The organism is Vibrio sp. NC2 (genome assembly GCF_025195005.1).
GTDB classification, from domain to species: Bacteria; Pseudomonadota; Gammaproteobacteria; order Enterobacterales; family Vibrionaceae; genus Vibrio; species Vibrio splendidus.
In genome coordinates this window covers 1-11669 of the sequence record NZ_JANVFC010000037.1, presented here as the reverse complement: position 1 = coordinate 11669, position 11669 = coordinate 1, and the positions used below count along the sequence as shown (strand labels likewise).

The 11669-nt window shown below is 44.3% G+C and carries 8 protein-coding genes and 4 tRNA genes; 6 read left to right on the top strand and 6 right to left on the bottom strand.

Annotated features, from left to right (window positions below):
• Positions 1-2: 2 nt before the first annotated feature.
• From NX845_RS23225 to NX845_RS23215, 3 genes are all read right to left on the bottom strand, one after another.
• Positions 3-76, bottom strand: a tRNA-Pro gene (locus NX845_RS23225).
• Between the two features lie 77 nt (positions 77-153).
• Positions 154-229: transfer RNA gene (locus tag NX845_RS23220), tRNA-His, on the bottom strand.
• 49 nt (positions 230-278) lie between these two features.
• A tRNA-Arg gene (locus tag NX845_RS23215) sits at positions 279-355 on the bottom strand.
• 296 nt (positions 356-651) lie between these two features.
• Between NX845_RS23215 and NX845_RS23210 the strand changes: the two genes are divergently transcribed.
• Complete coding sequence (locus tag NX845_RS23210; protein ID WP_004735792.1) at positions 652-1065, top strand: cytochrome c5 family protein; 414 nt, start codon at positions 652-654, stop codon at positions 1063-1065.
• 98 nt (positions 1066-1163) lie between these two features.
• Here NX845_RS23210 and rep read toward each other — a convergent pair whose 3' ends face one another.
• A complete protein-coding gene (gene rep / locus NX845_RS23205; RefSeq protein WP_004735791.1) occupies positions 1164-3182 on the bottom strand; it encodes a DNA helicase Rep in 2019 nt (672 codons plus the stop codon).
• A gap of 180 nt (positions 3183-3362) precedes the next feature.
• Between rep and NX845_RS23200 the strand changes: the two genes are divergently transcribed.
• From NX845_RS23200 to NX845_RS23185, 4 genes are all read left to right on the top strand, one after another.
• On the top strand, positions 3363-3944 hold the full coding sequence (locus NX845_RS23200; protein ID WP_198137852.1) for a TetR/AcrR family transcriptional regulator: 582 nt from the start codon (positions 3363-3365) through the stop codon (positions 3942-3944).
• 18 nt (positions 3945-3962) lie between these two features.
• Positions 3963-5069, top strand: a complete 1107-nt coding sequence (locus NX845_RS23195; RefSeq protein WP_065682891.1) for an efflux RND transporter periplasmic adaptor subunit — start codon at positions 3963-3965, stop codon at positions 5067-5069.
• Between the two features lie 11 nt (positions 5070-5080).
• Positions 5081-8203 (top strand): multidrug efflux RND transporter permease subunit, encoded by a 3123-nt coding sequence (locus NX845_RS23190; protein ID WP_065682892.1) that lies wholly within the window; start codon positions 5081-5083, stop codon positions 8201-8203.
• 119 nt (positions 8204-8322) lie between these two features.
• Positions 8323-8574 (top strand): ubiquinone biosynthesis accessory factor UbiK, encoded by a 252-nt coding sequence (locus NX845_RS23185; protein WP_004735787.1) that lies wholly within the window; start codon positions 8323-8325, stop codon positions 8572-8574.
• A gap of 274 nt (positions 8575-8848) precedes the next feature.
• Here the strand turns inward: NX845_RS23185 and ilvC are convergent, their stop codons facing one another.
• A complete protein-coding gene (gene ilvC / locus NX845_RS23180; protein WP_004735786.1) occupies positions 8849-10333 on the bottom strand; it encodes a ketol-acid reductoisomerase in 1485 nt (494 codons plus the stop codon).
• Between the two features lie 146 nt (positions 10334-10479).
• On the opposite strand from ilvC, the gene ilvY reads away from it, so the two are divergent.
• The gene (gene ilvY / locus NX845_RS23175) at positions 10480-11370 is read left to right on the top strand and encodes an HTH-type transcriptional activator IlvY (protein WP_029225377.1); all 891 of its coding nucleotides are present in this window, start codon (positions 10480-10482) and stop codon (positions 11368-11370) included.
• 125 nt (positions 11371-11495) lie between these two features.
• Here the strand turns inward: ilvY and NX845_RS23170 are convergent.
• Positions 11496-11586 (bottom strand) — tRNA-Ser (locus tag NX845_RS23170).
• Positions 11587-11669 lie beyond the last annotated feature (83 nt).

Here is an 11669-nt window from a genome sequence, read left to right as displayed (position 1 = left end):
GGTCGGTGAAGAGGGATTCGAACCCCCGACCCTCTGGTCCCAAACCAGATGCGCTACCAAGCTGCGCTATTCACCGACTAATTTTGTATCGACTCTTGGGAATAATGAATCAACACTGGAAGCCGAAGCTACCGATATTTTGTAAAGAAAGAATGGGGTGGCTAACGAGATTCGAACTCGCGACCACCGGAATCACAATCCAGGGCTCTACCAACTGAGCTATAGCCACCATTATTTCTTTTTTGCCAATTTCTCACTTACCGAAGTAAGAGACCGGATGGCGCGCCTGAAAGGATTCGAACCTTCGGCCTTTGGCTCCGGAGGCCAACGCTCTATCCAGCTGAGCTACAGGCGCATGCCCTGTCGGCGGAGTGGAATAATACGTATATCACCCAATGCCGTCTAGTACTTTTTTAACTTTTTTTTCTGTTTGGTCTCTTTTTCGACAGTTAATATGTGATAAACCCCTTATTTGAGTACTACAACCCGCCACAGCTTATAAGTTGTTGTTTATTGCAACAACTTATCGGGATATAATCACCCATTATTTACATTGGTTTAACAGTTGCTCTTTGCTGGTGAAGCCAAAACACCCTCCAACACTATAAATTGGTAAGCACGTACTTACCTTGGGAATGTAAAGTGAGTTTAATGGATATGTCTCGTCGAATTTTAAGCGTTGTCATCGCAGTTTTAACCTTTTCAACTGGCGCAATGGCTTCAGGCCTTAGCGAAGCAGAGCAAGATGCAATTGCTGAACGCATCAAACCAGTTGGTCAAGTTTACCTAGTCGGCAGCGAACCAGTAGTCGCAGAACCAACAGGCCCTCGTGATGGCGCAACAGTTTATGGTACCTTTTGTATCGCTTGTCACGCATCTGGCGTAAGTGGCGCACCTAAAACAGGTGATGCTGGTGATTGGGGACCTCGTATTGCTCAAGGTCGCGATATCCTAGCTAACCACGCAATCAACGGCTTTAATGCAATGCCAGCGAAAGGTTCATGTATGGACTGTTCAGACGACGAAATCAAAGATGCTATCGAGCACATGATTGCTGGTCTGTAATTTACCGTTCTGTAATTAAAAATGCCAGATTCAAAAAAGGTGACCTCATGGTCACCTTTTTTATTGGCTTCTATACATAGTGCTATAAAAGCAGAGCATTACTTCTTATTGAACATCGCACGAATATTAGCAATGTGTGCCTGTCCTTTTTCCATTCTTTCTTCAGCGGATTGTGGTTTCTTAACGCTTTCCCACTCCACATCATCATGCGGCAACTCGTCAAGGAAGCGGCTTTGTGTTGGCTTAATCAATTCACCATACTGACGACGTTCACGACACTTAGTAAAAGTCAGCTCTTTCTGCGCTCGCGTAATCCCTACATACATAAGACGACGCTCTTCTTCTACATTACCTTCATCAACACTGGTTTGGTGTGGCAAGATGCCCTCTTCGGCCCCCATCAAGAATACATACGGAAACTCTAGGCCTTTCGAAGCGTGCAATGTCATTAGTTGAACTTGGTCTGCATCGTCATTATCTTCCCCACGCTCCATCATGTCGCGCAAAGTTAAACGTTGAACAACCTCTCGTAGCGTCTTCTCTTCTTTATCATAATTATCACCTTCGAGGTCGGCCACAATCCAGCTATAGAGATCAGACACGTTTTTCATTCGCATTTCAGCGGCTTTCGGGCTTGGAGAGGTTTCGTAGAGCCAATCTTCGTAATTAATGTCACGAACCAAAGAGCGAACCGCCTCAACTGTATTACCACGCTCTGCATTATCCGAGATACGAACAATCCAATCGCTGAAACGACGCAGGTTTTCCAAACCACGGCCCGTCAGCGTTTGCTCTAAGCCCATTTCGAAGCTGGCTTCAAACAGGCTTTTACCGCGCATGTTGGCGTAGCTGCCTAATTTTTCAAGCGTAACTGGGCCGATCTCACGACGTGGTGTGTTTACAATACGCAGGAAGGCGTTGTCATCATCAGGGTTCACCAACACACGTAGGTAAGCCATGATGTCTTTAATTTCTGCTCTGGCGAAAAAGGATGTACCGCCTGAGATTTTGTAAGGCACACGGTTCTGCATCAAGGCTTTTTCAATCAAGCGAGATTGGTGGTTACCGCGGTAAAGCACTGCGTAATCTTTGTATTCTGTGCGATTCAAAAATTTGTGGGCGATGATCTCACCGGTAATACGCTCTGCTTCATGCTCTTCATTCTTAGCATTTAATACCTTGAGCTTTTCACCATCTGGGATCTCAGAGAACAGTGACTTCTCATAGACGTGCGGATTGTTGGCGATCAAGATATTCGCTGCTCGCAAAATTCGACTGGTCGAGCGGTAGTTTTGCTCTAATTTGATCAAACGTAGGTTAGGGTAATCCTCACCTAGCAGAACCAAGTTTTGTGGTTTTGCGCCACGCCATGAGTAAATAGATTGGTCATCATCACCTACGACCGTCAAACGACCACGTTCCCCCACCAGTAAACGAACCAACTCATATTGGCTAGTGTTGGTATCCTGATATTCATCGACCAGCAAATAACGAATACGAGACTGCCAGCGTTCACGCACTTCTTGATTGGTTTTCAGTAGCAATACTGGCATCGCAATCAGATCATCAAAATCGAGTGCGTTATAGGCTTTCATCTGTTTCTGATACATCTCAAAACAGAATGCAAACAACTGTTCTTGTTCACCTTGGGCCCTTGCTTTCGCTTGATCTGGCGTCAGCATGTCATTCTTCCAATTTGAGATGGTACTCATCAAAGAACGCAGCAGATCCTTATCACCATCGATCTGTGTTTCAGTTAGTTCTTTAAGTAGAGCTAACTGGTCTTGGTCATCAAATAACGAGAAGCCCGCTTTCAAACCCAGCGCTTTGTATTCTCGGCGAATGATAGTTAAACCCATGGTATGGAACGTTGAAACGATCAGACCTTTAGATTCACCTTTACCCAGAGTTTGACCCACACGCTCTTTCATCTCGCGTGCCGCTTTATTGGTAAAGGTTACCGCTGCAATATTACGAGCCTTGTAGCCACACTCTTGAACCAAGTAAGCAATCTTGTTGGTGATAACACGTGTTTTACCCGATCCAGCGCCCGCTAATACTAAGCAGGGACCAGAAACATACTTCACGGCTTCATCTTGTCTTGGGTTCAGTCTCATTTGATTCTCAATTTGGTCTAGAGGGGCGAATTCAATTGCGCGCCTATAATAATGCTGCAACACCACGAATGCTACGTTCTCTTATACAAGATTTTTACGCGACTTGTGTAAAACTTTGTTGCACATGTGTATGGTTCTTGGGCTATAATGAATGAACGTTCATTCACTGGTGATGGAATAATGACAACTCATGCACCTCAGGATAAACGCCAACAAATACTTTCTGCCGCTGAAAAACTCATTGCGGAGGTCGGCTTTCAAGGCCTTTCAATGCAAAAATTAGCCAAAGAGGCGGGAGTTGCTGCAGGCACTATCTACCGCTACTTCGACGATAAAGATCACTTGATAGATGATGTTCGAGTGCTCGTGACTCAACGAGTAGCAGATGCTGTTCAAGAAGGGGTTGATGATTCGGATCCAATTAAGCAACGCTACCGTACTATGTGGTTGAACATATGGAACTTAGCGGGAACGAACTTAGCCGCGATAAAAAATCGGGTTCAATATGACTCACTGCCCATCACAAATAGCCTAAACTTCAGGGAACTAGAACGTAAAATGTTTGCCCAAGTTGAGCTGCTATTTAATGAGGGTAAAGAGCAAGGACTGTTTAAACCACTTGATAATGAAGTATTAAGCGGCTTGAGCTTAGCGGCTAGTGTATCTCTAGCGCGAAAGCATTCTTTAGGATTTTACCAACTCGACGAGGCAGAACTAGAATCTGCAATAGAAGCCAGTTGGGATGCAATAATTAAACACTAGATCGGAGTTTTGACCATAATGAAAAAGTGGACTTTCTTCATGTTACTCATCGCTGTACTTCTTTTCGGCAGCGTTATTGGGTTCAACATGTTCAAACAACAAAAAATTGCTGAGTATATGGCCAACCGCCCTGAACCAGAGTTTCCAGTAACGGTTACTGAAGTTCAGCCGATCGACTGGGTTCCAGTAATTGAAGCTATCGGCTTCATCGAACCTAACCAAGGTGTCACGCTAGCGAATGAAACCAGCGGTGTTATTGACCAAATCTCTTTTGGTTCTGGTACTGATGTTAAAAATGACCAACTTCTTGTTCGTCTTGATTCTGGCGTAGAAAAGGCAAATCTAAAGAGTTCTGAAGCTCGCCTGCCTGCGGCAAAAGCAAAATACAAACGCTACCAAGGCCTGTATAAGAAAGGTTCTATTTCAAAAGAAGCATACGATGAAGCAGAAGCAAACTACTACTCTCTATCTGCTGATATTGAAAGCCTAAAAGCATCTATCGAACGCCGTGAAATTCGTGCTCCTTTCGATGGCAAAGTGGGTATTCGTAACGTGTACCTAGGTCAATACCTGCAATCAGGTACAGATATCGTTCGTTTAGAAGATACCAGTGTGATGCGCCTACGCTTTACGGTATCTCAAACAGATATCTCTCGTATCAATGTTGGTCAGGCTATCGACATCTTTGTTGATGCTTACCCAGAGAAACCGTTTGAAGGCTCTATCAGTGCCATTGAACCCGCAGTAAGTATCCAAAGTGGTCTTATTCAAGTTCAAGCAGACATTCCAAACAATGATGGCAAGCTTCGTAGCGGCATGTTTGCGCGTGCTAACATCATTCTGCCTAAGCTAGAGAACCAAGTAACGTTGCCTCAAACAGCGATTACTTTCACTCTATATGGTGACAATGTTTACATCCTGACGGAAGAAGACGGCGTTCAACGTGTTGCTCAACATGTTGTAAAAGTAGGTGAGCGTACCGCTGAGATTGCACACATCCTTGAAGGCGTTAAAGCCGGTGATACGATTGTAACTTCTGGCCAAGTACGTCTAAGTAACGGTGCCAAAGTTAAGGTTGTTGAAAGTGATGCAATCACTCCACCATCTGAAACACCTAAGCTGTAACTGGAGGCACAATGCGCTTTACTGATGTTTTTATTAAACGTCCAGTTCTAGCGGTATCCATCAGCTTTTTGATTGCTCTGCTTGGCTTACAAGCAATCTTCAAAATGCAGGTGCGTGAATACCCTGAAATGACGAATACCGTCGTAACCGTAACCACGAGTTACTACGGTGCAAGTGCCGATCTTATCCAAGGCTTTATCACCCAGCCCCTCGAACAAGCTGTGGCTCAAGCGGATAATATCGACTATATGACTTCTTCTTCTGTACTTGGTAGTTCTACGATTACCGTAAACATGAAGTTGAACACCGACCCAAATGCGGCGTTGTCAGACATACTGGCCAAGACAAACTCGGTACGGTCTCAGCTCCCTAAAGAAGCCGAAGATCCAACCGTAACTATGTCGACCGGTTCAACGACCGCGGTACTTTATATTGGTTTTACCAGTGATGAACTCGTATCAAGCCAAATTACCGATTATCTAGAGCGTGTAATCAACCCGCAGCTATTTACGGTAAATGGTGTATCTAAAGTCGACCTATATGGTGGTATGAAATACGCACTGCGCGTATGGCTAGATCCGTCAAAAATGGCAGCTGTTAACCTCACCGCTACTGATGTTATGTCGGTATTGGATGCCAACAACTACCAATCAGCGACAGGTCAAGCTACTGGCGAATTCGTTCTTTATAACGGCAGTGCCGATACGCAAGTATCAAACACTGAAGAGCTAGAGAACTTAGTCGTTAAAAGTGGCGAGGGTGAAATTATTCGCCTGTCTGACATCGCTAAGGTTTCTTTAGAAAAAAGCCACGATATTTACCGAGCGAGTGCAAACGGTAAGGAAGCGGTTGTTGCAGCAATTAACGCGGCACCAAGTGCGAACCCTATCAACATTGCCGCTGATGTCCTTGAGCTTCTACCTCAATTAGAGAAGAACCTTCCAAGTAACATCTCGATGAATATCATGTATGACTCGACTATTGCGATTAATGAATCCATTCAAGAGGTTATTAAAACCATTCTTGAAGCGGCATTAATTGTACTCGTCGTAATTACTTTGTTCTTAGGTTCATTCCGTGCGGTTCTTATCCCGATCGTTACTATCCCACTGTCTCTAATTGGTGTGGCTATGGTAATGCAGGCGATGGGCTTCTCTTGGAACCTAATGACGCTACTGGCAATGGTACTGGCTATCGGCTTAGTAGTTGATGATGCCATCGTTGTATTGGAAAACGTCGACCGGCATATAAAATTAGGGGAGTCTCCTTTCCGAGCTGCCATCATCGGTACTCGTGAAATTGCAGTACCCGTTATCGCAATGACATTAACGCTAGGTGCAGTATATGCTCCTATCGCAATGATGGGTGGTATCACAGGCTCGTTGTTTAAAGAGTTTGCACTAACCCTTGCTGGTGCTGTTTTTGTATCGGGCATTGTGGCGTTAACGTTATCGCCAATGATGTGTTCAAAAATGCTCAAAGCTCACGCCGAGCCAAGCAAGTTTGAGCAGAAAGTACATAGCGTACTAGACGGCATGACCAATCGCTACGAGCGTATGCTTGGCGCGGTAATGCAGCATCGCCCAGTCTTCATTGGCTTCGCTATCATCGTATTTGCAAGTTTGCCACTGTTATTCAAGTTCATCCCTAGTGAGTTAGCGCCTTCAGAAGATAAAGGTGTAATCATGCTTATGGGTACAGCACCTTCGAATGCGAACTTGGACTACATGCAAAACACCATGAATGACGTAAACAGCCTTCTGTCTGATCAGCCAGAAGTAGCGTATGCGCAGGTGTTTACAGGTGTTCCTAATGCAAACCAAGCTTTTGGTATCGCATCAATGGTTCCATGGAGTGAGCGTGAAGCAAGCCAGTCTGAAGTAGCAAACCGTGTTGGTAACTTGGTGAAAGATGTTCCTGGTATGGCCGTAACAGCCTTCCAAATGCCAGAACTTCCAGGTGCAGGTTCAGGCCTTCCTGTTCAGTTTGTTATTACAACACCGAACAGCTTCGAGAGCCTATTCCAAATTACGACAGAGATCTTAGCCGAAGTATCGACAAACCCGCTGTTCGTTTATTCAGATCTTGATTTGAATTACGACTCAGCAACGATGAAGATCCATATCGACAAAGACAAAGCGGGTGCTTACGGCGTGACGATGCAAGACATTGGTATCACTCTAGGTACTATGATGTCTGATGGTTACGTAAACCGTATCGACTTGAATGGTCGTTCTTACGAGGTTATCCCTCAAGTTGAACGTAAATTCCGTTTAAACCCTGAATCGATGAACAACTACTATGTTCGTGGCGCAGATGGTAAAGCAATTCCTCTAGGCAGTTTAATTACGATTGATGTTGTGGCAGAGCCTCGCTCTCTTCCTCACTTCAACCAATTAAACTCAGCAACGATTGGTGCAGTACCTGCTCCTGGCGCAGCCATGGGTGATGCTATCAATTGGTTTGAAGACATTGCAGCAACTAAGCTACCAAGCGGTTACAACCATGACTACATGGGTGAGGCTCGTCAGTACGTAACAGAAGGTAGCGCACTATACGCGACCTTTGGTTTAGCGTTGGCTATCATCTTCTTGGTATTGGCGATTCAGTTTGAATCTCTAAAAGATCCACTGGTTATCATGGTATCTGTACCACTGGCGATTTGTGGTGCCCTAATAGCTCTAGCTTGGGGTGCGGCGACGATGAACATCTACTCGCAAGTTGGTTTGATCACCTTGGTCGGCCTGATTACCAAGCACGGTATCTTGATCTGTGAGGTAGCGAAAGAAGAACAGCTACACAATCACAAGACTCGTATTGAAGCGGTAATGGAAGCGGCGAAGGTTCGTCTTCGTCCAATCCTGATGACAACGGCTGCGATGATCGCGGGTCTAATCCCACTGATGTACGCAAGTGGTGCGGGTGCGGCTCAGCGTTTCAGTATTGGTATCGTAATCGTTGCAGGTCTAGCGATTGGTACTATCTTCACTCTGTTTGTACTGCCAGTGATTTACAGCTACTTGGCTGAAAAACACAAACCTCTACCTGTATTTGTTGAAGACAAAGACCTAGAAAAGCTAGCTCGCGTCGATGAAGCAAAAGCAGCGCACAGAGAATTAGCTGATAATAAGTAATCACTAAGTCGTAATTACAATAAAAAGGCTACTTCGGTGGCTTTTTTTTGTACGCCATAGGCGACATATCAAGTGTGATTAAATAGAATAGTGATAAATATTCAGGAGTTTTAATTGATATGTTTGATCCAAAAAAACTAGAGCAGATTGCTAAGCAGATCCACGATTCTATGCCTCAACCAGTAAAAGAGCTTGGTTCAGACGTAGATCAAAAAGTTCGTCAGGTTATCCAAGGCCAACTGAACAAGCTAGACGTTGTAAGCCGTGAAGAATTTGATGTTCAAACACAAGTACTACTGCGCACTCGCCAAAAGCTGACTGAAATGGAACAAAAGCTAACGGACTTAGAAGCAAAGATTGCCGACAAGTAAGCGTAAAGCAAGAAAACTGAAAGGGTTGGTGTGAAAGCACCAACCCTTTTGTATTTCTGAAGATCAATCAAGAACTGAAAGTCGACAAAGACTGATCAAACAATGTTCATTTGATTGATTTTTAAGACTTTGTTACTAAAAGCAAAAAGGCTTGGTCAACGGCGACCAAGCCTTTTCATTAGATGTTGTGTTGCTTATTTATAACTCCAACCTGTAAGGAGTTAGTGATACTGCTTCGCTTTTTCTGCAAATTTATCAGTATCTAAGCGACTAATTAACCGCCTACAGCGATGCGCTTCATGTCGCTCATGTAGCTACGTAGCTCTTCACCAATGTACTCTACAGGGTGGTTACGGATAGCTTCGTTTACTTCAATTAGCTTAGCGTTATCAACTTGGTTAGATGTTTCACCTAGACCGCGGCCGATTACGTCAGTTGCTACTGAAGGCATGAACTTCTCACGTAGTAACGGTGTTGCTACGTTAGCGAATAGGTAGTTACCGTACTCAGCAGTATCTGAGATTACAACGTTCATTTCGTAAAGACGCTTACGAGCAACTGTGTTTGCGATTAGTGGAAGCTCATGTAGAGATTCGTAGTAAGCAGACTCATCGATGATACCAGATGCAGTCATAGCTTCGAATGCTAGCTCAACACCGGCACGAACCATAGCAACCATTAAGATACCGTTATCGAAGTACTCTTGCTCTGAGATTTCTACGTCAGAAGTTGGGTAGTTTTCAAATGCAGTTGCACCTGTCTCTTCACGCCAGCCTAGTAGGTTCACGTCATCGTTCGCCCAGTCAGCCATCATAGTGCTAGAGAAGTGACCAGAGATGATGTCATCCATGTGCTTATTGTAAAGTGGACGCATTAGGTCTTTAAGCTCTTCAGAAAGCTCAAACGCTTTAACTTTAGCTGGGTTAGATAGACGGTCCATCATGTGAGTTACGCCACCGAACTTAAGTGCTTCAGTAATCGTTTCCCAACCGTATTGTAGAAGTTTACCTGCGTAGCCAGGTTCGATGCCATCAGCAATCATCTTCTCGTAAGATACGATAGAGCCGGCTTGTAGCATGCCACATAGAATTGTTTGCTCACCCATAAGGTCAGATTTAACTTCAGCTACGAATGAAGACTCTAGGCAACCTGCACGGTGACCACCAGTACCTGCAGCCCAAGCTTTAGCGATATCCCAGCCTTCGCCTTTAGGGTCATTTTCTGGGTGAACAGCGATCAGCGTTGGAACACCGAAGCCACGCTTGTACTCTTCGCGAACTTCAGAACCTGGACACTTAGGTGCAACCATTACTACAGTAAGGTCAGCACGTAATTGCATGCCTTCTTCAACAACGTTAAAGCCGTGAGAGTAACCAAGAGCAGCGCCTTGCTTCATTAGAGGCATTACTGTTTCAACAACGTTTGTATGTTGTTTGTCTGGAGTAAGGTTGATAACTAGATCTGCTTGAGGGATTAGCGTTTCGTAGCTACCCACAACAAAGCCGTTTTCATCAGCGTTTTTGAATGATTGACGCTTTTCATCAATTGCCGCTTGGCGTAGAGCGTAAGATACGTCTAGGCCAGAATCACGCATGTTCAGACCTTGGTTTAGGCCTTGAGCACCACAACCAACAATTACGATTTTCTTACCTTCAAGATATTCAGCTTCTGTCGTGAATTCTTCACGATCCATGAAGCGGCAACGACCTAATTGGTCTAGTTGTTCACGAAGGTTTAATGTATTGAAATAGTTAGCCATTCTAGGGCACTCCTTTAAAAATAAGTCCGTAAGGTCGATATCTCTCTATCGAATGACTTCATACTAAAACAGACACTCCGTTGCTGAAAGTGATATATTCACAATTAGTTATTGCAATAAATGCAACATGGAAACGATCGCAAAACATGAACATAAAATCTCTACAATTATTTATACATTTATGTGATAGCAAGAGTTTCAGCAAAACCGCTGCTGCTATGCACGTCAGTCCTTCAGCACTTAGTCGTCAAGTACAAAAGCTTGAAGAAGAAACGGGGCAAGAATTGCTTATCAGAGATAACCGCAGTGTTGATCTCACTCCAGCAGGAAAGCACCTATTGCCAGTAGCATTAAGCATCGTTGGAGAGTGGCAGCAATACAATCTTCACCTGAAAGGTGGTGAGCAAGAACTTAAAGGTGAGATTCGCATATTTTGCTCGGTAACGGCTAGCTATAGCCACCTACCTGAGCTCATAACTGAATTCAGAGCTATTCATCCGTACATTGAATTTAAGCTCTCTACAGGCGATCCGGCTCAATCTATCGACAAGATTTTAAATGATGAAGCAGATATTGCTATCTCAGCGAAGCCAGACATTCTTCCCTCAAGGTTAGAGTTCGAAACCATCAGCGATATACCACTGTCAGTCATCATCCCATCCGGTGTGAGTAGTTTTAGCCAGCAGCTGCAATCAGAGAAACCAAACTGGAATGAAGTACCTTTTATCATCCCAGAAGCAGGTACTGCACGAGAACGTGCGAACGCATGGTTCAAAAAGATGAAGATAAAACCCAATATTTACGCTCAGGTATCTGGTCATGAAGCGATCGTCAGTATGGTTGCCCTTGGTTGTGGGGTTGGTATTGCGCCAGACGTTGTAATCAACAACAGTCCTGTGAGAGATAAAGTCGACCGCTTAAAAATAGAGCCAATCAAGCCGTTTGAATTGGGAGTGTGCTGTAAGCGATCGCAGTTAGAAAATCCGTTAATTAGAGCATTTTGGCAGGTAGCTGAAGGTAAATACCTTCAAGACTAGTTATCTATAAGTGATAACAAGCAAGTGTGGAGTCACAGATAAAGAGCACCTTAGTGCTCTTTTTTGTTTTTCTAAACGACAAATATGAAAAAAGCCCGCTGATTTCTCAGCGGGCTTTTCAATGGTGGTGGAGGGATAGGGATTTGAACCCTAGAACCGCTATTAACGGTTGCCGGTTTTCAAGACCGGTGCTTTCGACCACTCAGCCATCCCTCCAACAAATTGTCATCAATAGATTAGTACACTAATGATGTTGTTAATTGCTAATGCAAGTAACGATATTTAAAGCCTGGCGATGT

Excerpts from the sequence above, each read along its gene's own strand:
- ilvY (WP_029225377.1), top strand. The coding sequence starts at position 10,480 with ATGAACATAAAATCTCTACAATTATTTATACATTTATGTGATAGCAAG.
- NX845_RS23190 (WP_065682892.1), top strand. The coding sequence starts at position 5,081 with ATGCGCTTTACTGATGTTTTTATTAAACGTCCAGTTCTAGCGGTATCC.
- NX845_RS23195 (WP_065682891.1), top strand. The coding sequence starts at position 3,963 with ATGAAAAAGTGGACTTTCTTCATGTTACTCATCGCTGTACTTCTTTTC.
- ilvC (WP_004735786.1), bottom strand. The coding sequence starts at position 10,333 with ATGGCTAACTATTTCAATACATTAAACCTTCGTGAACAACTAGACCAA.
- rep (WP_004735791.1), bottom strand. The coding sequence starts at position 3,182 with ATGAGACTGAACCCAAGACAAGATGAAGCCGTGAAGTATGTTTCTGGT.
- NX845_RS23200 (WP_198137852.1), top strand. The coding sequence starts at position 3,363 with ATGACAACTCATGCACCTCAGGATAAACGCCAACAAATACTTTCTGCC.
- NX845_RS23185 (WP_004735787.1), top strand. The coding sequence starts at position 8,323 with ATGTTTGATCCAAAAAAACTAGAGCAGATTGCTAAGCAGATCCACGAT.
- NX845_RS23210 (WP_004735792.1), top strand. The coding sequence starts at position 652 with ATGGATATGTCTCGTCGAATTTTAAGCGTTGTCATCGCAGTTTTAACC.